The 22,197-nt window shown below is 59.6% G+C and carries 15 protein-coding genes and 3 pseudogenes; 1 reads left to right on the forward strand and 17 read right to left on the reverse strand.

What is annotated here, in order from left to right:
* Position 1: 1 nt before the first annotated feature.
* From istA to LMTR13_RS25585, 6 genes and pseudogenes are all read right to left on the reverse strand, one after another.
* A complete protein-coding gene (gene istA, locus LMTR13_RS25555) occupies positions 2 to 1,762 on the reverse strand; it encodes an IS21 family transposase (RefSeq protein ID WP_156795757.1) in 1,761 nt (586 codons plus the stop codon).
* Between the two features lie 142 nt (positions 1,763 to 1,904).
* Positions 1,905 to 3,392: pseudogene (locus tag LMTR13_RS25560) on the reverse strand (CoA-binding protein); the annotation flags it as partial.
* 849 nt (positions 3,393 to 4,241) lie between these two features.
* Positions 4,242 to 4,877, reverse strand: a complete 636-nt coding sequence (locus tag LMTR13_RS25565) for a Coenzyme F420 hydrogenase/dehydrogenase, beta subunit C-terminal domain (RefSeq protein ID WP_197520910.1) — start codon at positions 4,875 to 4,877, stop codon at positions 4,242 to 4,244.
* A gap of 698 nt (positions 4,878 to 5,575) precedes the next feature.
* Complete coding sequence (locus tag LMTR13_RS25575) at positions 5,576 to 6,187, reverse strand: glutathione S-transferase family protein (RefSeq protein WP_065730212.1); 612 nt, start codon at positions 6,185 to 6,187, stop codon at positions 5,576 to 5,578.
* A gap of 460 nt (positions 6,188 to 6,647) precedes the next feature.
* A complete protein-coding gene (locus tag LMTR13_RS25580) occupies positions 6,648 to 8,579 on the reverse strand; it encodes an MBL fold metallo-hydrolase (RefSeq protein ID WP_065730213.1) in 1,932 nt (643 codons plus the stop codon).
* A gap of 1,127 nt (positions 8,580 to 9,706) precedes the next feature.
* Positions 9,707 to 10,247 (reverse strand): annotated as a pseudogene (locus LMTR13_RS25585) (acetate--CoA ligase family protein); the annotation flags it as partial.
* Here LMTR13_RS25585 and LMTR13_RS43815 point away from each other — a divergent pair.
* Complete coding sequence (locus tag LMTR13_RS43815) at positions 10,173 to 10,433, forward strand: helix-turn-helix domain-containing protein (protein ID WP_065730215.1); 261 nt, start codon at positions 10,173 to 10,175, stop codon at positions 10,431 to 10,433. The pseudogene LMTR13_RS25585 and the gene LMTR13_RS43815 sit on opposite strands and share 75 nt — an antisense overlap.
* A 722-nt stretch (positions 10,434 to 11,155) precedes the next feature.
* On the opposite strand, the gene LMTR13_RS25595 is transcribed toward LMTR13_RS43815, so the two are convergent.
* The 11 genes and pseudogenes from LMTR13_RS25595 to LMTR13_RS41905 all read right to left on the reverse strand — a co-directional run bounded on the left by LMTR13_RS25595 (position 11,156) and on the right by LMTR13_RS41905 (position 20,974).
* Positions 11,156 to 11,986 (reverse strand): ABC transporter permease, encoded by an 831-nt coding sequence (locus LMTR13_RS25595; protein WP_065730216.1) that lies wholly within the window; start codon positions 11,984 to 11,986, stop codon positions 11,156 to 11,158.
* A 5-nt stretch (positions 11,987 to 11,991) separates the two neighbouring features.
* On the reverse strand, positions 11,992 to 13,242 hold the full coding sequence (locus LMTR13_RS25600) for an ABC transporter permease (protein WP_065730217.1): 1,251 nt from the start codon (positions 13,240 to 13,242) through the stop codon (positions 11,992 to 11,994).
* A 71-nt stretch (positions 13,243 to 13,313) separates the two neighbouring features.
* Positions 13,314 to 14,363: an ABC transporter substrate-binding protein gene (locus LMTR13_RS25605; protein ID WP_065730218.1), complete on the reverse strand. Its 1,050-nt coding sequence runs from the start codon at positions 14,361 to 14,363 to the stop codon at positions 13,314 to 13,316.
* A 248-nt stretch (positions 14,364 to 14,611) separates the two neighbouring features.
* Positions 14,612 to 15,649 carry an ABC transporter substrate-binding protein gene (locus tag LMTR13_RS25610; RefSeq protein ID WP_083219216.1) on the reverse strand — a complete coding sequence of 346 codons (1,038 nt, stop codon included), beginning with the start codon at positions 15,647 to 15,649 and terminating at the stop codon, positions 14,612 to 14,614.
* Positions 15,650 to 15,681: 32 nt separating this feature from the next.
* A complete protein-coding gene (locus LMTR13_RS43820; RefSeq protein ID WP_418219811.1) occupies positions 15,682 to 16,362 on the reverse strand; it encodes an ABC transporter ATP-binding protein in 681 nt (226 codons plus the stop codon).
* Between the two features lie 45 nt (positions 16,363 to 16,407).
* Positions 16,408 to 16,949, reverse strand: a pseudogene (locus LMTR13_RS43825) (ABC transporter ATP-binding protein); the annotation flags it as partial.
* 263 nt (positions 16,950 to 17,212) lie between these two features.
* A complete protein-coding gene (locus LMTR13_RS25620) occupies positions 17,213 to 17,494 on the reverse strand; it encodes a hypothetical protein (RefSeq protein ID WP_065730220.1) in 282 nt (93 codons plus the stop codon).
* A gap of 390 nt (positions 17,495 to 17,884) precedes the next feature.
* On the reverse strand, positions 17,885 to 18,151 hold the full coding sequence (locus LMTR13_RS41900; RefSeq protein WP_197520912.1) for an SDR family oxidoreductase: 267 nt from the start codon (positions 18,149 to 18,151) through the stop codon (positions 17,885 to 17,887).
* Between the two features lie 4 nt (positions 18,152 to 18,155).
* Positions 18,156 to 18,662 (reverse strand): SDR family NAD(P)-dependent oxidoreductase, encoded by a 507-nt coding sequence (locus LMTR13_RS25625; protein ID WP_197520913.1) that lies wholly within the window; start codon positions 18,660 to 18,662, stop codon positions 18,156 to 18,158.
* Positions 18,663 to 19,531: 869 nt separating this feature from the next.
* Positions 19,532 to 20,002, reverse strand: a complete 471-nt coding sequence (locus LMTR13_RS25630; RefSeq protein ID WP_083219217.1) for a thioesterase family protein — start codon at positions 20,000 to 20,002, stop codon at positions 19,532 to 19,534.
* A 264-nt stretch (positions 20,003 to 20,266) separates the two neighbouring features.
* Positions 20,267 to 20,974, reverse strand: coding sequence for an aspartate/glutamate racemase family protein (locus LMTR13_RS41905; RefSeq protein WP_197520914.1), 708 nt, complete (start codon positions 20,972 to 20,974; stop codon positions 20,267 to 20,269).
* Positions 20,975 to 22,197 lie beyond the last annotated feature (1,223 nt).

The following is a 22,197-nucleotide window of genomic DNA, read 5'->3' on the forward strand; positions in this document are numbered from 1 at the left end:
GTCATTCCGAAGGATCTCCTGTGGAGGTTGAAAGGCGGAGTTGATCGGCAATCAAGGTCTCGGCAGGAGCGCTCGCGTCGGCGGAGCTGGCCGGGGTTGCGGAGACGACGCGAGCGCGGTTTGGTGCACGCTGATCATCGCCGGTGTTGATGGGCCGGCTCTCGTTGCTGGCACGGTTCTGGGCGCCGAGGCGAAAGAGATCGCCGTATTCGGCCGCGGGACGGATCAGTGCATGATCCTGCGTCAGCGGCAGCGTGAGTTGTGGTGCTTGATCAAGGTGCTCGAGCGCCTGCTCGAACAATCGCTCGACGAGGGCGCGCACCTGTTTGTAGCGATGGATGTGATGACGCACCGCGTGATCGCAGGCCTGTTCGACGAGCCGGGCGGGATACTTCTTCGCAAGTCCGACAATGCCCCACATCGCGCGTTGCCCGACGCGGCCTTCGGTGTCGAACAGGCGCTGACAGAGCGCCTTCGCTTGCGGTCCGATGTCGCCGGCGCTTGCCAGCAGGAAGCCGGTCTGACGGGATGGATTGAACGGGCGCTCCTTGTCCGGCAGTTTGAGCGAACCCGGCCGTGCGGCGCGGGCATGAACGCGCAGCAGCGCCTGGGTGCTGCGGTCGCGGATCTCGATCGTGCTCTCGTAGAGGCGGACCACGACCTGGCTGCCGATCGGCGCGGGGCGTGCGGCGTAGTCGCTATGATCCACCCGCACGGTGGTGTCGTCATAGACGGTGCGCACGAGCTCGGAGAAATAACGGAAGCCGGTCGCGGGCAATGGCTGCAGATGCGGCTTCTCCTCCTGGAACATGGCCTCGACCTGACGCCTGGTGCTGCCATGAATGCGTTTGGAAGCCCAGTTCGTCTCCCAGTGCTCCAGAAACCCGTTCTGAGCCTCGAGTGACTCGAAGCGCCGCCCGGCGAGCGCGGTGCCCTGGGTGTGCTGGATCGCGTTCTCCACGGTCCCCTTGCGGTTCGGGTCCCGCACCCGTGCCGGATCGGCCACGACGCCGTAATGCGCGAGCACCGCGCCGTAGAGCCGGTTGAGCTCGGGCTCGTACAGGTCGGGCGTGATGACGCCTTCCTTGAGATTATCGAGCACGACATAGCCGGCGGCGCCGCCGAAATACCGGAAAGCCTCTTCGTGGAGCTGTGCCCAGATCTGCTGGCTCGACTTCCAGACCACCCGCCGGAAGCTGCGCCGCGAGTAGCGCAGGGTCATCACGAACAGGCGCGGCCGGCGGTAACGACCGCTCTTCGGATCACGGGTCAGCGCGCCTTCGCCATAATCGACCTGAGCTTCCTCGCCGGGGGCAAACTCGAGACGGTCAAACTGTTGGGGATCGCTGTGGCGCAAGGCGCGCACGAAACGCTTGACGCTCTCATAGCTCGCCGTGAAGCCGAACTGGTCTACCAGATCCTGGTAGATCGCCTGCGCATTGCGCTTCAGACGGACCTGCTGTTCGATCCATTCCCGATGCGGTTCACAGGCGGAGCGGGCGAAATCAAACGACTTGGCGGCCACCGTCGCTCCGATAGCCGGCGGTCGCGGAGGTGGGGGAGTTTGGCCATCGGCGGCCTCGGAGCCGGCGGTCACCCCGGGGGAATTTGCCTCCGCCGCTCGCCGGGACATGAAAATCGCCTGGTAGCGCCGGATCGTCTTGCGGTCGATCCCCGTCAGCCGCTGGATCTCTCGTTGGCTCGTCTGGCGCTCAAGTAACGTAAATACGGTGCTTTGCAGGTGCGGCTTCAAGACGTTCAACTCCCCGTCCCCTCTTCCCTAAAAGGGGGCGAAAATAAACGTCCTGCTACGCGCTTGGCGGCCGATCAGCCGCCCAGCCAGGCGGAATCAGGTGGGGGAGTTTGAGGTGACCACACCCGGGGGATTTTGACCGACCGTCGGGGTCGGCGACGCGCGCACCCTTAGGCACGGAGCACCCCGCCTCGATCAATTGCGCCTTCGCCTCGGCCTCATCGAGCGTGACATGATAGCGTGAAGGCGCGCCGGCAGCCGACGTGTCGACTGGTTGCGCCTGTGGCTTGCGCCAGGCCCAGCCGACGAAGGCGGCCGCCTCGGCGGCATCCATCGCTTCCGACATGCCTTGCAGTGGCACCATGCCGCTATCCATCGGTCCGCAGGTATACTCTTCAGGCATGTTTTCGGGCAGCGAGGAGACGATCAGCCCTGCGCCTTGTTACTCTTCAGTGCCGATTCAAAGGCGCGTACGAGCGTCGACCTGTCGCTGTTCGAGCAGCGGTCGGAACGCGGGAAGTCGAGCACCAGCACGTTGAGGTCGAAGCCACCCGACACCATAGCGGTGTAGGTCTCGATCAACGCCGGCTCGTTGTAGTAGGTGAAGGTGTTGTGGTCGAGCGGATTGGCCACCGCGACCAGTGGTGCTGGTCGGTGAGGCGCGGGAAATGCACAAACGCCCTTCCGCGCTGTCGGCCATCACCGAGGCTTCGCCACCCGAGGCGCTCATCGACGACAGCCGGTTGCCGGGCAGAGGTCCGGTCACGTGCAAGAGCTTGAGCGCTTCGATGAATGATGGAATAGAATCGACGCGGGCGGTGCCGAGCCGCTTCAGAAAAGCGCCGGAAGCAGCGTCCGAGCCGGCAAGAGAGGCGGTGTGTGACACCGTCGCTAGTCTTGCCTGCTCGGGGCGGCCGAGCTTCATCGCGATGATGGGCTTCTTCAACTCGCGCGCTCTGGCTGCCAGCATTTCGAAACCTGAAACCGAATCGAAGGCCTCGATATGCAAGCCGACCGCGGTGACGCGCTCGTCCTCGATCAGACCGAGGCCCAAATCGGAGAGGCCGGTCTGCGCGTGGTTGCCTGCGGTCACCAGGAAGGCGATCGGAAGGCCACGCTTCTGCATCGTCATATTGACGGCAATGCTGCCCGACTGTGTAACGATGGCGACGCCACGACCGCTCTCTGCTAGTCTGATACCGCCATGCTGGTCCGGCAACAAAACCGCCCCGTCGGCATAGTTGATCAGGCCATAGCAGTTCGGGCCGATGATCGGCATCTGGCCGGCGGCAGCGACAAGCTCGGCCTGCAGCCGCTCGCCGTTCTCGTCATTGGTTTCGGCTTCTAGGAAGCCTGCGGCAAAGCACACGGCACCGCCGGCACCGCGCTCGGCTAGCGCCTGGATCACCTCGATGGTCAGGTGCCGGTTGACCCCGACAAAGGCGGCATCCGGCACACCCGGAAGATCGGCCACGGTGCGATAGGCCTTGCGGCCGGCAACCTCCTCCTTTGTCGGATGCACCGGCCAGATCTCGCCGCTAAAGCCCATCTTGATCGATTGCGCCACAACAGTGGCCGCCTGCCGGCCGCCAAAAACGGCGATCGATTTCGGACGCAGCAGACGTTCCAGTTTACGCATTAATCGCTCCGGCAATCGGCGCACGAGCGCCCGCGGGATGATGTGGCGCTGGATTTCCGAGGTACTTTGCCTGACGCGCTCGGCGCCGGCATCGCGTCAAAGGCGCTCCAGCGGCAGTTCGCGCAAAAGTCCCGTGCCACTGAGAATCTGGATCAAGGGGGGAGTCTGCCGTACCCGACATGCGGTCGCCGCCCTTCTTTGCGTCAAGGGATTACCGAATTCACACTCGGCTTCCGAATGCGCGCTTCTTCCTGAAGTGCCTCCGATCCAGGAAGCGCTGCCTCGAGGAAGTCTGAAATCTGCTTCGGGGCTCCGAGACAAACGGATTTTGGTCAAGCGAACTCTCGATCCCTACAACCGCGCAGGTGATGAACACCTCGCAGATCATTCTGAGCTTTTCCTCTCGCTTGCACCGTGATCTGTCTTAAGTCGGCTAGACCCCGGGGACAGCTTTTATCGCGCAATAGGTGTACCGCGCGCGGGATCTTAATTTGACGAAAATGGGCGTTCGCGTAGCAGAAATACTGCGCGCCATCGTCAAAGCGCGAGGCTTTTTATCTGGTCAGCGTTTGCGCCCACGCAAGCAAGCCGCGCGATATCATCCGGGTTTGGAACGCCTCAGGTTCGCACGCCGCCCTAATGCTGGATAAACGCATTCGGATAAGATCATTGCGCCACGTGAGGCGCAGGCTCACGCCTGGGCCGCGATGTCAGCGCAGCTCAAGCAGAATGCGCTCACTCTAACTACACGCTCCTCAACTCAAATAAGGTGCTCTCGGTTCTCACCGGCTTTGACTCGTCTGATCGTACCCACAAATTGCCGAAAGACAGCGCGTAACCCGGCGCGCTTCAGAGCGTCTGCTCTCCGGTACCCGGAGCCCTGATTGTCCTTTGGCCCATGAGCCACAGCGCGAACAAAGCGGCAGATGCGCCCAATTTTCTCTCTGAGTGGCCCCCGTGCATCTGGCCGATTTCGTTAACCGAGACCGGCGAAACTTGAAGGTATCCGGCAGAGATGGCTGCATGTAACAATTCTTCACCGGCTGGAGAGCGAACGATGGCCAAGTTGGTTCCGGGCGCCTCTTTGTAAATGGGTTTTCCTTCCTGCAGTATCCAGCCATCGGGTGCAGAGATATCAGCCACCTCTCCAATCGCGTCGGGACAAATCTTGCAGCAAAATTGAACTTTATAGCCATATTTCCTTCCGCCTTTTTTGCCGCGCCAAGCGTCTCCGTATGACAAGTCATAAATGGCTCCGTCTCGAGTGCGGACGCGGAGCGGGCCAGGCCACCCCTCCCCTCGGTATCGAAATAAGTCGACGTCCTGCTCGTCGAGGCCATGGTGGCGCACAATGGCTTTAGAAATGTGAGCGTTAGGAATACCGCCGCAGAACATTATCAGCATGTATGTAACAAGCCGCTCGACCCGAGGATCGATACGACCAAGGGCGCGAATAGCGGAAATGTCACAAGGCTTCGCGATCACGGCGAACCGTGTGCCCTTGTCGAGCAGACGAGAGGTGATGATGGACCATAGCGCGACTGCGCCGAAGCCAATAATTCGTCAGGCTTTCTCGAGATTGTCGATATTGTATAACGGACGGCCGGATCGCTCGACCAGGATCGATGGATCTCACGCATCGGTCCCCACAAGGATGAACGACGACTCCTTCTGGTCTGCCGGGTCCTTCAACCGAAACGCCTGGGCAGGTGGCCATGATCTGGGCGTTCTTCTCGTCTTCGACTTTCTTTCTGACGAGGGGCCGCATATTACCTTCGACATTAATACCCATAGATATCGCCGGACCGGCGATGCTGGCACATAGTCCACATCCGGTGCAAAGGCCTGCACCAACCACGTGCTCGACGGTCGCGGCCGACGCCGCGCGAGAGTTTTTAGAACTAAGTTGATTTTTCATTGTGGATTATTCCTTCACCTGCGGTGAGCGGAGCAATGGACGGCATTGAGCAGTCGGATGAGCAAATGAATGTAGAGCGTGTCGACGCCTTAAAGGCACGAAACTCGATCCCGGGGACCGGAGTAATCTGCAAAGGAGGCCGAAGCCCTGCTTCTCGGTCCGGTAGTTGCGGCGGTCGCCGAAGCCATACCTGTCGAGCATCAGCGGCTCGACGCTACCCTTCATGAAGCACCGCTCTTCTGAAAGATCAAGTTCACGGCCGAATTCATCCTGAACTGGGTATGGTCGCGGCGAAGGCAGGCACCGCCGCCGCGAAGGCGTCGTACCAAGCGTGCAGGCGCGGATGGGTCTCGCGCCAGGTGCCGTCGAAACGAAAATCTCGATAGCCGAGCAGGCAGGCTAGCGCGATCTGGCCAACATTGGGCATGCCGGACAGGTCCGGCGGCGCGGCTTCGAGCGTGTCAAGGGCGCGCTCGATCTTTCCGGCTTGCTTATCGACCCAGCGGGCGACGCGCTGCTCGGGGGTCCGGTACCAGTCCTCGCACATAAGGAGGTAGTTCGCATCGAGCGCCCCGTCGCACAAAGCCTGCAGTCTCAGGGCGGCGAAGCGCGCCTCGGGCTCGCGCGGAATGATGCATCCGCCCCCAGCGAGATGATCGAGATATTCGAGGATGACGGGCGAGTCGTAGAGGGCGCTGCCGTTCTCGCGCACAAGCGTCGGGACCTTGCTGAGCGGATTCTGCTGCCGGAGCGGGTCACCGGGGTCGTTAACATCGGCGTCGCGCATTTCGAAGCGACCGGCGAGACCGAGCAGCTGAACGGCAATCCGTATTTTGCGTACATAGGGCGAAGCGGGGTGCCAATACAGGATCATCATGCGACGAACTCCCATCCGCCACACTCCGGCCGAACGAAGCTGAGATCGGTGAAGCGCTTCGCGACGACGTCGGTAGCCCGTTCGGCGTTCACATTCATGCAAGTATAGCTCCCTTTAACTCTCTTTTCATGCAATGGACCATCAATTAGCGCCTGAATCCAGCGATCTTGGCCGACTTGGATGAATTGACACGCCGCGAGCGAAGGCGCGAGAGACACGGGACGCGCGGTATTCCATGCACGGAGGCGCCTGAAGGCTCGGGCGCTCGCAGCCCTTCCGATTTCGTTCAGTGCTGGCTCCTCTCAGCCTCTGCTCGTGAAGTTCGAAGGGCGTATATCAGGCGAGCGTGTTTCAGGACATGGGCGAGAAGCACGTCGAGAAGCACTAGCTGACCAGGTCAACCACGTAAATTCTACTACCAGCGCATAGCCGAACCTCTCCAGCGGCGAGAGCGTTAACATCAAGGATGTTGCATCTGGCGTTTATCGGCTGGCAAGACAGGTAAAGGCTGAGCTGGCCAATCTCCGGAAACTGAGACTAGCGCTTCACACACGGGTCCCTGCGATACACCGTCGATCAGAATCTCGGCGGTAATGAGCCGACGTCGCGGATCGACCTGAGATGGCGCAGTAGCCCAAAGCAGTATCTTATCCTGCTCCCCGGGCTGAAGCGTGATGCTTTGCGTTTTTCCATCCGAGGTCCAACCGAATGCCGGCAGAAGGCGAGCGCTGTAGACAGCCATGCGCTCCAAGTTGTTGCGAATCTCAATTGTGTAGTCGACCCCGCTACCTGGACTTGTTTCTGAAACGTATGGCAGCATTCGCGCCCAAAATAGATCGATAAAATGATTCACAGGCTCACCTACGACATCGCGGAAAGCTGCTTCCTTACGTTCGATGTAGTCCGTGTACTCGGCAATCCTCGACTGATCCATGGTAATCAGCTCCCCGTGTCCGGGGCATATGAGATCAGGCAGCGTCGCTCGCATCACCTTCGCGCACTGGCGATGCATCTCCAGCTGAAAGCTGTTGCGCATGACTGTCGTCTGGACAGGGATTTCGCGCTCGATTCCTCCGGCGTGAGGATTGGAGAGAGACAGATTGTCCCCTCCAAAGATGATCCGCTTTCCGTCGATTTCACCAAAGACAATCGAGTGGAATTCGGTTTGTCCCGGCGCATAGTGAACTTGGAAATCGAATCCTCTCCAGTGAAACCCTTCACCATCGCGCAGGATCCGTTGCACTTCGATCGGTTTGTGGAAGCACGACGGAGTACTCGCCCATGCAGCAGGATCCGCAATGACCTTGGCGACGCAGTCAAGCGCCCAGCAGTGGGTGCCGAAATGTCGCTGAAGGAGGGGTATTCCGCAGACATGGTCGTCGTGAACGTGCGTGGGAACCACAAGCTCGATATCCCGCACTCCATAATCGTCACGCAGTTGATCGACATGGCGCTCTATGAAGCGCAGCGCCTGCGGGACATCGTGATCGGAGGTCGCATGAACATGTCCTACAGTGGCCAACCCGTAATCGATCAGCATCGCGTGACCGCTTCCACTCAAAACAATGTAGAAATTGGAGCAAGTGTATGGCCCGGCCCACAGAAGATGTTCCGTAATTTTCTGCAATCTGCTCTCGCGAAGGGCTTCGCTGTCCTTGAACGGAATTCCGCGCCCTGACGTGAAAAGTCCACCTATATCAGCGAGTGTCTCGAGCCTTGATTCAAGCTCTTCAATATTCGGCTTCACCTCACAGATCGGCGCTCCATGCGAAGGATAGGCAATCTCCGGCCTCTCCTTTTTTAGCGCGGGGATCGATTGCATTGTGAATTCAACGCCAAGAAGATCTCCATAGGCATATTCCATGGCGTGAAGCTGATATAGTTTTCCGCCACTTGTCATCAGATCGCCTATAAAAGCGATTTTCTTCCCGTCCACTTCGGCGATTAAGGCGACCATCCCGTATGTATGTCCCTTTGCCGGTAGGATACGGAACTCGTATTCCTCCCAGACAAAAGTGCCATAGTCCTCGAGAACAGCATCGACTGGAAGATTTTTCCCCAGCGAGAAAAACGTGTTGCTGTCGTTGAGATTGTCGTAGAGGCGCCGAGCTTGCCAACATGCTTCGACATTGTCGAACAAGTGACGTTCGTATTCCGGCACGGCCACTTTTGCTCCAGCCTGCTGAAGACTAGGCGTTCCCCAGCACTGGTCCCGGTGGTGATGTGTATGTAAAACCCAGTCGACTCGCTCGATCCCGATAGCGGCAAGATGCTGCATAACGGCGCCTGATCCTGTATCGATCAGTAGGCACTCCGTGCCACTTTTCAGAACGTAAACATTACAAGTGTCCCGATACTCCCAAAGATTTTCGGAGCGCCGGATCAAAGACATTTCATTTCCTGCCGGATGAGAAAATCGTGGTGTCCCCGCCCGAGCGGCCACGTGGTCGGCGCTTCGAAAAATGTTCGGCGGCGATCTGTCTGAGGTCGTCGGACGTCGCTAAACTTGTGGTCCCAGCTCCCAAAAACTCGCGAAATGCGCGCGGGCGCCGATTTCGCATGCTAAACGCTCTTGAATCGACATACTTACCTGCGAAGGGAACTAAAAATGGCTGACCATCTCGTGCTCCTATGCCGCGTCCCCGAATTGAGATTGGTTTAGCCGCGTCATTGTCTTTGCATCCCAAAGCGGGGCGGCTCGTCAACAGTGTTGTGGCTCGACACAGTAGTGATGGATCGAATAGATTACCTACAACGGATCTAAGGTCGACGACTAAATTGTGCGTTCGAGCGCGCATTTCGACGCCGTTACACCCGCACAACATTTACTCCATTCGTGAAGCCGCAGTTCCACAATTCTATCGAAATAGTTGAGCTCGATCACAGACCACGCCGCAGCGCTCCTCTGCAGCTGCGGAGCTTTTTGATGAGTTCGGGCTGAAGCCGCGAGGTTCAGGCCGTCCTCCTCCTTGGGCCGACAGCGGCGGCGAGAGCCTGCAGGACGAAGATGAGATCTCCAACCAACATAACGTTCCCTGCTTGCATGCACTTGAAGGAAAATGACGGTCCTCCGAAAGCGTGTACTTGGTTGGCGCCGCCTCGCTGAGCAGAATGTTGCGCGAATTGGCCGATGGTTGAGATCCTCTGCTGATGATTTCCTAAACTTTCCACAGCTTATGGATCTAAGGCATTTCTGCGTTGGTGCTCACCTCGCGCGCGCTTGAGGTTACGGCTGCTGTCCGGAACCCATGGCTGATCCGCTCATTGTTCGCGGTCGCGTTCGTCACTCAAGATTTGCGCAAACCGATCGACGATTTCATCCAACCTGGTCCTGTTGCGGATTCGGTCCATGTTATCGGGGAAACGAGGTCTCAGATGAGATCCGGTCAACTTGGTGCAGAAGCTGCCTCTTCACGGTCGGTTTGAACGAAAAGATGATCTCTTTGCCCTCGGCGCAGCGGTAAGCTCCATATGGGCTAAAGACGGATGGTTCGAGCCTGCTCGCGAAGTGTGGTAGCGGTAGGTCTCGATCAACGCCGGCTCGTTGTAGTAGGTGAAGGTGTTGTGGTCGAGCGGATTGGCCACCGCGACCAGTGGCCCGAGCGTCGATTTGACAAGGGCGCGGTGCTGGTCGGTGAGGCGCGGGGAAATGCACAAAGCGCCCTTCCGCGCTGTCGGCCATCACCGAGGCTTCGCCACCCGAGGCGCTCATCGACGACAGCCGGTTGTCGGGCAGAGGTCCGGTCACGTGCAAGAGCTTGAGCGCTTCGATGAATGATGGAATGGAATCGACGCGGGCGGTGCCGAGCCGCTTCAGAAAAGCGCCGGAAGCAGCGTCCGAGCCGGCAAGAGAGGCGGTGTGTGACACCGTCGCTAGTCTTGCCTGCTCGGGGCGGCCGAGCTTCATCGCGATGATGGGCTTCTTCAACTCGCGCGCTCTGGCTGCCAGCATTTCGAAACCTGAAACCGAATCGAAGGCCTCGATATGCAAGCCGACCGCGGTGACGCGCTCGTCCTCGATCTGACCGAAGCCCAAATCGGAGAGGCCGGTTTGTGCGCGAGAGGCGGTCGGAACAAGGAAGTCGCAGCCAAGCTGGGCCTGGACCGGCAGACGGTAGGAAAATGGCGGCGGCGTTTTGTGGAGCGGCGCGTGGCCGGGCTGCACGATAAGCCGCGTTCCGGGGCGCCGCGAACGATTGATGATGCCCGCATCGAAGCGGTGATCGTGCGGACGAAGGAGAACTGACCCGAGAACGCCAGCTATTGGAGTTCCCGCGGCATGACGAAGGCCAGCAGCCAGTCGGTGTCGACGGTGCAACGCATCTGGCGGGCCTTCGGAATCCAGCCGCCGCCGGCGCGAGCCTGCAGGACGAACAAGAGCCCCAACCGACATGACGCTCGACATAATTATTGGCATTTGGAGGAAAGATGACGGATATGTTCAGTGAAAGCGTGGGCTTGGCCGGAATGGCGTCGCTGAGCAGAATGTCTCGCGAACTGCCGATGACTGAAATTCCTGCTGGTGATCTCCTACGGATGCACCGCATATCTGCATTGCCCGTTGCGTGCTCACATTGCGGGCGCTGAACAACAGGAGCGGCAAGATGAGATTACCCTTCAGCATGCGCCGGCGCTTTCGCCATCGTCGCCATCGACTTCTCTCTCGGTTCCTCCGCTGGAGGCGGCGAGGAGAACGGAAGGTGCCGAACGCTGTCCAAGATGCCTTCATCAGTGCCACGACGAATGGATTTGGTCCGCTCGGAGTCGATCAACTAGATGGTCGAGTTGACGACGCCGGCCTCTTGCGAGCGCCCGCTCTGAGAGCGATTGCGCTGCTTGATGTAACGCAGTAGAGGATCGATCTTTCGTGTACGCTGTCGGATATAGTTCCAAGCCGGTGGCGGTTGCGCAATGGCTTGGCGATGCTTTCTGAGATGGCGTAAGGACCTCAAGATCGGACAGGAACCGTCAGGTGTTGCGGATGCCGCGCAGGCGCTCCGATCGCCGCCTCAGCAGCTCAACGGTAGTCAGCATGGTAATTGAGAGCAGGATCAACACGGTAGCGGCCGCGGTTATCGTCGGACTAATCTCCTCGCGGATGCCGGAAAACATGGCCTTCGGTAAGGTGCGCTGCTCAGGACCGGCGACGAAAAGTGCGATCACCACCTCGTCGAAGGAGGTGAGAAAGGCAAAAAGCGCACCGGAGATCATGCCCGGCAGGATGAGCGGCAGTGTTACCTTGAAGAAGACGGTGACCGACGGCGCCCCGAGTCCAGCGGCTGCCCGGGTCAGCGTGTGATCGAACCCGATCAAGGTCGTGGTCACAGTGATGACGACGAACGGAGTGGCCAGCGTGGTGTGCGCCAAGATTAGTCCGGTGTAGGTATTCACCAGTCCGAGATCGGCATAGAAGAAATATAGGGCCACCGCGGTAATTACTACCGGGATGATGATGGGCGAGATCAACAGACTCATCACCGCCGCGCGCCAGGGGAAGTTCGGGCGGCTGAGTCCGAGGGCGGCGAGCGTGCCCAGAACAGTCGACAGCAGCGTGACCGATACGGCGACGAAAATCGAGTTATGTAGCGCGCCCTGCCACCGGTCAGTCAAAAGGAACTCCTCATACCAGCGCAGCGACAGCCCCGGCATCGGATAGCTGAAGAATGGCACGGAATTGAAGGAAAGTGGGATGATCACGAGGATCGGCGCGACCAGATACAGCAGCACCGCCCCACAGATCAGCCGATGCAAATAGTACCAGGCTTTCTCAATCGGCGAGGCATACGCGAAAGCGGCCATCGTTCTCATCCCATCTTGATCCGGTCGACGCCAACCAGCTTGTTAAAGACATAATAGAGCACCAAAGTCGCGATGAGCAGGATGAAACCGAGGGCCGAAGCCATACCCCAGTTGAGTTGCTCGTTCGTGTAGTAGGCGATGAAGTAGGCGATCATCTGATCGCTCGGCCCTCCAACGAGCGCGGGCGTGATGTAGTAGCCCAGGCACAGAATGAATGTCAGCAGGCAGCCGGCGGCGATCCCCGATAGAGTTTGGGGGAAGTAAACCTTCCAGAAAGCGTAGAATGGACCGGCTCCGAGCGAACGGGCGGCGCGGACATGGCTTGGCGAGATCGTCTTCATGACGCTATAGATCGGCAGGAGCGTGAAGGGCAGCTGGATATGGGTCATGGCCACGACCGTGCCGAGCCGGTTGAAGATGAGCTCCGCGGGCTGCGATATGATATGCAGTGCTATCAGCGCGTCGTTAACGAGGCCATGCTGCTGCAGGAGCACGACCCACGCCGTGGTGCGCACTAGTACCGAAGTCCAGAACGGCAGCACGACCATGATCATCAGCGGATTGCTGATCCTGGGCGGCAATGTCGCCAGGAGATAGGCCACCGGGAAACCCAGCAGCAGGGTCGCGACGGTAACCCCGACGCTGATACCTAGCGTGCGCAGGAAGGCGTCGCGGAAGATCGATTGATCCGGCGGCGAGGCGACGATCTTGCTGTCGGAGTCATATTGGTAATCGATCGAACGCAGCAGGTAGTAAGCTGTATAGGCCGAACTTCCGCGTTTCAGCAGGCTCCATATGTCGCGCTGACCCCAGATCGGATTGATCTCGATCATCGTCGCTTTGTAGGGGCCGCCGGAAAGCGTGCTCGCCTTGCGAGCGCTCGACGTTACCTCACTGCCGACGCCAGACAGTTGATAGTTCATCCGCTGGCCGATCGCTCCCGTGGTTCTCTGCGCCCAAGCCTGCTTGAGGTCTTCGGCGAGAGCGGCATAGGCGTTCTCGTCGGGCAAGTCCTTGCCGTCCCACCCGCTGAGAGCCGCCATCGTCCGCGGCATCAACGCTAGCAGCGTATCGTCATGAACCGCGTTGAACATCATCCGCGTGATCGGAAAGGCGAAGGCGATCAGGATGAACAACAGAAGCGGCAGCACCAGGGTAAAAGCCTTCAGCTTGCGTCGGCGCTCGACCCGCTGCAGTTGGGCTCGCAGCGGCACGCTGTCGAAGCGGCCGGCGATTTGGGCAGCCATGGTCACCATCGATTCCTCTCTCACTGGTCCATTGGAGGCGAGGAGAACGGAAGCCCTCCCCGCCATTCGTTCCTCTGGTGTTACTTCGCGAGCCAAGCGGCAAAGCGCTGGCGCAGGTCGTCGCCCTTGTCAGCCCAGAAAACAGCGTCCCACTCCAAAGCATTGGCCATATGGTCGGGCGCGTTCGGAAGATTGGGCAAGATCGCCGGATCGACAAGCGCCATCGCGTCCTTGTGGTCGGGCCCGTAGGGGATGTAGCGTGTGAGGTCAGCTTGCGCCTGGGGCGAAGCTGCGAAGGCGATGAACTTGTAGGCGTCGTCTCGCCTCGGACTGCCTTTGGGAATCGCCCACAAATTAAAGGTCAGCTGCGCGGCGTCCCACATGATCTCGAAATGTTTGCCGGAGTTCTTGTTGGCATCGTAGATGCGACCGTTATAGGCGGCGGTCATGACGACCTGCCCGTCGGCCAGTAGCTGCGGCGGCTGGGCACCGGACGTCCACCAGACGACATCCTTCTTGATGGTGTCGAGCTTCCTAAAGGCGCGGTCGACACCTTCGGGCGTGCGGAGCACCTTGTAGACATCCTTGACGGCCACGCCGTCGGCGATCAGAGCCCATTCGAGATTCAACATGGGAAACTTCCACAGTCCGCGCTTGCCAGGGAATTTCTGCATATCGAACAGATCGGCGATGGTCTTCGGGCCGTTCGGCAGCTTATCCTTGTCATAGGCGATGATCGAGGCAGTGACTTCCGTCGGTACGCCGCAGTCGTGCTTGTCGCCACTCATGAACTTGGCCCGGTCGAGGCCCAGCTTGTTCCAGTCAATCGTCTCAATAATGCCCTCGGCACACAATTGCATGGACGAGCCCGAACCGGCGACGACCACGTCCCAGCTCACGGTCTTGGAGTCGACCATGGCCCGGATCTTGCCGGCCTCGCCATTGTACTCGTCCTCGGTGATCTTGATCCCGGTCGCCTTTGTGAAAGGCTCGAAAAAGGCCTTACGTTGAGCCGCCTGAAGGGCACCGCCCCAGGAGACGACCGTCAGCTGATCGCCCGCAAAGGCAGTCTTTGCCGGCGCAAGCACCACCGCTGCCAAGCCGACCACGCACAGAACGCTCGCGATCATCAATGATTTCCTCATCTTCTACTCTCTCCCTTCTATGCCGCCTCAGGATTGGGGCGGCGCCACCGAAGATCCCGCCCGGCATTGTGCGTGGCAAAGCGCCGGCGCTGGACCCGCTGCAAATTGATCCGCAGCGGCACGTCGTCGGGGCTATCGGCGAATGTGGGCAGCCGTCATCGCAATCGACTCTCTCTCGTTCTTTCGTCGGAGACGGTGGGGAGGCTGTAGCCTTCCACCGCCTTTTTCCTGATCTATTTCGCGAGCCAGGCGCTGAAGCGCTGGCGCAACTCGTCGCCCTTCACATTCCAGAAGGCGCTGTCGACCGCCCAAGTATTGGGATGCGAACTTCCGAAATGGGATAAGATCGCCGGATCGATGAGCGGCATCGCGTCCTTGTTGCTGGGCCCGTAGTCGATGTACTTTGATAGATTGGCCTGCGCCTGAGGCGTAGAGGCGAAGGCGATGAACCTGTAGGCATTGTTCAGATTCGGAGTGCCCTTAGGAATCACCCAGACGTCACCCGCGCCCCAGGTCGCGGCATCCCACATGATCTCGAAATGCTTGCCGGAGTTCTTGTTGGCATCGTAGATTCGTCCGGTATAGGCCGAGGTCATGACGACCTGGCTATCGGCCAGTAGCTGTGGCGGCTGGGCACCGGACGTCCACCAGATGACATCCTTCTTGATGGTGTCGAGCTTCCTGAAGGCGCGGTCGACTCCCTCAGGCGTATTGAGGACCTTGTAGACGTCCTTGATGGGAACCCCGTCGGCTATCAGCGCCCATTCGAGATTGCCGCGGGGTTGCTTCCACAGCCCGCGCTTGCCGGGAAATTTCTGCAAGTCGAACAGGTCACCGATGGTCTTCGGGCCGTTTGGCAGCTTGTCCTTGTCATAGGCAACAGCCGTGCCGGACATTTCCGCAGGCACCCCGCAGTCATAAGTGCCCACGAACCTGGACCGGTCGAGGCCCAGCCTCTTCCAGTCGAGCTTCTCAATGACGCCCTCGTCGCACAGCAGCTGGACCCAGTCATTGAACCCACCGACCACGTCCCAACTTACGGTCTTGGATTCGACCATGGCCCGGATCTTGCCGAGCTCGCCATTGTACTCGTCTTCTTTGAGCTTGATCCCGGTCGCCTTTGTGAAAGGCTCGAAAAAGGCCTTGCGTTGAGCCGCCTGAAGGGCACCGCCCCAGGAGACGATTCTCAGCTCTTCGGCCGCGAACGCGGGCTTTAGTGGCATCAACGCGCTCATCGCCGAGCCGATGGCGGCCAAGGCGCCGGCAATCATCAAGGATGTCCTCATCGTATTACTCCTCCCTGCTATGCCGCCCGCGGATGGGATGCGGCGTTGTCAAAAACCTGCCCCGCCCCTGCGCGCGAGGCCTCGGTCATCGTCAAGACGCCTCGAGCGCCCAACAATCCTCGGTTTTCCAGCCGATGGTGATCGCAGCCCCCGGCTTGGCCTGCACCACGCCTTCCGAATTCTGCAGCTTGATCAAAATCATCATGGCCGCAGACCGAAGCCCGGATACGCACGTGGTCGCCCAGATAGATCACCTCCGCGATTTGCGCGCTGAAGACATTGGGCAGCGAACCCGGCGGCGGGTTCAGCTTCACGCGCTCCGGCCGCAACGACAGTATGGTCGGCCGGCCGACCGCCTCGACATTGATCGCCAGCGCTTGCACGTTGGCAGCGCCCGCAACCTCCACGTTGCAGGTCGCCCCATTCATCGCCACGACCTTGCCGTGCAGCCGGTTGTTCTCGCCGATGAACTGGGCGACGAAGGCGTTCTGCGGCCGCTCGTACAGCTCGGCGGGCGAGGCGAGCTGCTGGATAATGCCGTCGTTGAACACCGCTATGCGGTCGGACATGGTCAGAGCCTCGCTCTGGTCGTGCGTCACATAGACCACGGTGACGCCGAGATCCTCGTGGATATGCTTGATCTCGAGCTGCATCTGCTCGCGCAGCTGCTTGTCCAGCGCGCCGAGCGGCTCGTCCATCAGCACAAGCTTGGGATCGAAGATGAGGGCGCGGGCAAGCGCGACGCGCTGCCGCTGGCCGCCGGAAAGCTGACCCGGCCGGCGCTTGCCATAGGCGCCGAGCCGCACCATGTCGAGCGCCCGCTTGATCCTGGGCTCGATCTCCGCCTTGCCGAGCTTGCGGACCTTGAGTGGGAAGGCGAGGTTCTCCTCCACGGTCATGTGCGGAAAAAGCGCATAGTTCTGGAACACCATGCCGATGTCGCGCGCTTGTGCGGGGGCATGTTGCTGATCGAGCGCCCCTCCAAAAAAATCCGGCCCTGGGTGGGCACCTCGAAGCCGGCGAGCATCATGAGCGTGGTCGTCTTGCCGGAGCCGGAGCGTCCCAGCATGGTCAAGAACTCACCCCGGGTGATCGCCAAATTGAGGTTCTTAACGACCAGCGTTTCGCCGTCGCAGGTCTTCTGGATCTCGGAAAACTTCACAAAGGCATTCTTCGTGACTGGCGTCGAGCCCCCAACCGGGCTTTGCGGCTCTCCCACTGCTGCGGCGGCGCCGACCACCAGACCACGATGTTCTTTCTCCACGGATTGCAGCTTCTTGACCATGCGATCGAGGCCGTAGGGATAGACCTTGAGTACACGTCTGCGGTTGACCAAATGGCGCACTCCTGCCCTACCTGCCTTTGACGCTGCACGCTTAGGGCGGCATAAGGCTTGCCTTTCGCAGAAATGTTATCCAACCTTAGAGCTGCATTTCATCAATGTGGTGCATCGAGCAGCCGAAATCCTGCGCTCATGCGTACAAAACGCGTGGACTTGCGCACGAAGCACTAAACCATCGGGCCTTTAAACAAGAAAGCCGGCGACGATCACTGCCCTGTGTAGGCGAAGCGCCGTGAACGTTCAGCCGGGTCGATCGGGAGCTCGACCACGCCTGATCGCGCGGTCATCACTGCCACCGACGTCTTGCACACACGCTTTTGATCCGTGCCGCCGGTGACCGATCTCTTTGGCCGAAAAGTAGGAACGTGGCCGGCCGCGCAATCATTGCGTACTGATGAGCGCTGGCGCGAGTTGATCGGCTGACCGAAGACGTCGCCACTTTCAAGCGCGACCTGGACCGTCGCTCGCTCGAAAAGGATGCGCAGCATCGCCTGACATCCACCAGCGGCAACATGCCGGAGCGCTTGCCATCACTGCGGCGATGTCGCCCTCTTGGCTTTTTCCGACAATTTGGTCCAGTACTTCGGCTGAACCCGACCGTACGGCAGTCCGGGCTCGCACTGGCCCAGCTTATCCGATCCACCAACAGAGCCGTGCCAACGCCCGAGCCATACTGGTCGAAGCCGCTCCGGGGCGACGGCCAACGCACTGGAGCAGACCTCGTCATTTCATTTCACTCTCGCGCAAGCTTTTCGCCCCGCCCGCGGCATCTTGTTGCCACCAAGGCGAATTTTCGCCTAGATGCGGCTTGGTACTCCAAGAACAGAAGCAGCGCCGCCTCGAGCTCAAGGCCGGATTCCCGAGCCAAAGGACGGCAATCACACGGCATCGGCGTCCACCGGGAACACGTGGCCGGATATGCTGGCGCCAGCATTCGACACCAGGAAAAGCGCCATGGCTGCGATATCGTCGGGCCGCACGGTCTTGCCCAGTGAGGAATCAGCCACCATCTGCGAGCGGATGGCAGTCACCGTGGTGCTCTGCCCGCGCGCCTTGGCTGCCATAATTCGTTCCAAGCGGTCGCCTTCAACCGTACCTGGGCAAATCGCATTCACACGGATCCCGGACGGGCCCAGCTTGGCCATGCTTTTAGTTAGCCCGATACCCCCCCCATTTGCTCGCATTGTATGGCGCGCGAAATGGATACCCGGTCAGACCCGCAACCGAAGAGATATTCACGATGGCGCCGCGGCCGGCTTGACGGATATAGGGAAGAGCCGTCCGGGCGAGCAGAAAGTGACTGGTAAGATTGACTGCCAGCGTTCGATTCCACTCCTCAACTTTCATTGTCTCGATAGATTCAATAGGACCTTCGATGCCGGCGTTGTTGATCAGGATATCGACTCCGCCCAGCCGTCCGAAAGCGTCTCGAGCAAAGCGTTCGACGTCCCGCGCGTCGGCTAGATCGCACCGGCTTACACCGATTGAAGGAGCTGTCTCAGTGACCGCCTTCAACTTCGCATTATCAAGATCGCAGATCGCCACCCGTGCTCCGGCCGCAGCGAAGAGCTTCGCGATCACAAGGCCGATTCCGGCGCCTGCCGCGGTCGCGACCGCACGCCGTCCGGCAAGCTCCAGCGAGGGCAGCTCCGTCACGGCGCAGCGGCGCGTCGCCTTGGACGCCGCCCCTCCTCAACGCCATCGACCGAGATATCCACTGAAGGTGAAATCCTCATACTCTTTCTCGTTTTGTGGCAGGTGAACTCAGCCATTCATTTGGCGGCAACAATTTAGTGAACCAAGGATACTGCCAGCAACGATTTAATGATCCAAGGATACACTGCTCTTCGTGTCGAATTGCGCAGGAAAAGGAGTCTGCGTAAGTGAAATACTGCGCCAGACCACAAAATCTAAAGATGTTCTGCTAAATCTCGAATTGATGGAACGAGACGCGGAAGGCAATCTGATGTATGAATGAGCCATCGCGGTCGTCCTCGTGAAGACGGGTTGTTGAGCCGCACCTCGGCCCAGTGAGTTTTCGAGCTCAGCTAGGCCGAGCACTCCCTCATGGACAAATATGCGCTAATTGCGGGCTGACGCGTGCAGGCGCCGAGCATGAACTCACGTAGTTAGCGCTCGGCTGGAATCTTGGCTTAACTTAAAGCGCCAATGCGCCGCTAGCTCGCAGGTCTGGAAACTCCCCAGCGAGATGTTTGGCGTCGCCGCGGCCGCAAGGCACCTCTCGCCATTTGCCAGTGCTACAACATCGCTGTTAGCCGAGCCGCTCGAGCTCGCCAGTTTCTGGTCAGAACGAATGGCCTTATTCTAAGCCGATCCACTCGGTTGAACACGATGCAAGTCTATCCGGCCGCGCACGACATCGCGAGCTGCCCCAATGCACCGCTTCTGCCGCCATCAATGCGCCGGGGTTCCTGGTCTCGAGAACAAATTGAATCCTCGGCCCCTCTTGGCCGGTATGATGGCGTAGAACAGACTGAGGCTGCCGGTCGCTTCGCGGCGCCAACTCATCGGGTCGGCGCTCCTGCCATGAGAGACGCTGCGCGGCCGACATTCCGCGGCGGGCTCGCACCCTGGCCGTGCCGCGCCCCCCGAAGACGCTCGAAGATCTCTGGAAGGAACGGCTCAACCTTCCGGCTCGCAACTCCGACGTTGAGCTGCAGGTGCTCCGCCGTGGCTGCCAGCGCGCCGTTGCTGTCGCCTGTCATTTCTTGGTGGAACACAAAGCGCTTGGAGTCCAAATCAAGGATGCGCGTTGCGACCGTCAGGCTTCCTCCGGCACGGATCTCGCGCACGTAGGTGATATGGAAATCGCCCGTAAAAATGGAGTGACCTCCCTTGAGATACGGCGGACCAAATCCCAACTCTCGCAGGGCTAGCACGCCGGCATCGGAAAACACATCGAGATACGAGCGAGCGCTCATATGTCTGTTTGCATCAAGCCAAGATGCCTGAACGTGGCAGCGGTAAATGAACATCGCTCCTCGGGTGCTTCGCTGGGCCGCTCAGGGCATAATTTTCGGGATGCGCCGGATTCGGCTCGTTTGACGTAGACGGTATCACTTTCGACCAGACGCTAGGTGGCCGAAAAATGGAGGAAGGCACCTCCATGAAGGCCCCCACTCGTCAAATCGAAATGTAAGCGGTACATGGACCGTAGTAGTTGTTCAACGATGATCGTCAATGTCTGTTACCTACGACGGCAGCAGGGCGGCTGTTGCAGGACGGACAAAGCAACCCTTTTAGGCCAGTGACGAAAGCGTCGACCGGCAGAGGGTTGTGATATCGTAAACTGGCAACCCTGTGATACGACGGATCGCCGGGATTACCATCGGAAGCCCCGTGCAAGTGATCAGGAGAGCGGCGATTTCCGGATTCGCGGCGCGGAGCCGTGCGACGCAGGCAGCGACATCTTTCTCAATTTCGGCAGCGTCAGTCGGTACCGGCGGAGACTTCATCACGTTTTGGTAAAACACACCGTCTTCAATGCCGCCGATAACGATCCTCGCGCGCTCGTCCGGATGACTGATCCCAAGCAGATCTTCTCTGAACTGCTTTGAGTCGGAAGTCACTACGGCGAGCTTAGCGGCTGGCGACAGCTGGCGGAGCAAGGCCGGAACCAGAAGCAGGCTCGACATCACGACAGGCACGTTCACCGAGGCAGCTACCGCCGCCTGATAGCGGATAGAGAAGCCGCAGTTCGAACTGATTGCGATAGCGCCTCGCTCGATCAGTCGTCGGGCAGCTGCCACGTAGGCCGGCTCGAGCGAAGGATCGCCGCGCATCGCGACATCCGGCCAAGCTCCAGCGACCGTCTCCGAGATGACAGGAAAATCGAAAGTAGCCGAACTCATCAGGGAGCCGGGCATCGGCGTCGGCGGCGTAGCGCCCGGCGGCAGCCCACGTTCGAGATCCAGAATTCCAAGAGAGTTTGTGGTCGGCGACGCCATTCAGGCCTCCAAGAGAGCGTGTATCTTGCCATCTTAGCGACACTCCTAGTTTAAATTTCTGCGATTTGCGCGGGGGCACGGCCGAAATACTGTGTCTTGCTCGAGATTGCGAAGCTTTCTCGCAATGAACGGTGGTATCTTCATCTTGAGGATTGGAAGCCCGACGTCAGCCCCCTCGGCAAAGGCGGCCGGCCGACTTGTCCTCGTAGACTGCCCCGAACCGCTGCCCAAGGAATCGTCAGTCGATTGTGCAGATGGCGCAAGTCGATGATCGCGTCCAGTCGGGAGCGCAGAGGATCAGTCGACCCAGTGTTCGGTCGCCCCCTTGCTCGCGTCGTCCCCCGCGCGACGACGGCATCATCAAAGATCAAAGCCTTTAATCCAGAAGCCCGCAAGCTTGCAATCTCAAGGGCTATTTCACGCGTAAAACGGACTATGATCAACGCATTCAGTATTCACCGACGCCTAAATGCAGGCCTGCGGCGTAATTTCGCGTGCTGGCAGGCTCGAGGCCGGCCATCCGCGACTCCCATCCGGCCCTTGGCAGGGACTTCGCCTCGGAGAGTAGCCAGTGCTTCGGAGGAATGTGTGGCGCTGGTCGGCGCGTCATGCAGCACAAAGGCGGGCTCCATTAACTCGTCAACAATGCAAGAACGTCAAGCACGACCAAGCCGATCAGCGCGACCGGCACAGCAAAGCGTTCCCGCGGAGAACTCGGTGAACACGGCGTCGGTTCGTGGTGGTACCAAGCGCTCAAAGGCGAATGCATGTCTCTTTGCTCGATCGGATGAGGACGCCTGAAAGGTATCGCGGAAGTGAAGTTTCACATTGGGGGACGCCATCGTCTCATAACAGTCAGACCATGTGCGGCTCGATGGGCTGCAGGGCTCGCGGTACGAGCCAGCATTGTTGTTGATCGGCTTCCGATCATGTGCCTTGTAAAACCAAAGTAGTTCTGCAGCCATCGCGCAGGGCTCTTTGTTGATGTTCGTAAGACTTTCTGTGGCGTAGCCGCCCATGCAGCGACGAACTTCGGTCGGAAAAGACATCCTTTTTGCTCGCGCCGATCGACCTCCTGGCCGGCAAGATCGGATGCTTCCCATAGCGCATCATCAACTCGCATATCCACGTTGCTCAATTGGCTCCGTTGTTCCATTCGCTTGCTCGCTGTCGAGCCCTCCGAGGCCGGCAAGCCGCCTCAGGTGATAGTCGGCATCGCCGAA

The sequence above is a fragment of the Bradyrhizobium icense genome, assembly GCF_001693385.1.
Lineage (GTDB): Bacteria > Pseudomonadota > Alphaproteobacteria > Rhizobiales > Xanthobacteraceae > Bradyrhizobium > Bradyrhizobium icense.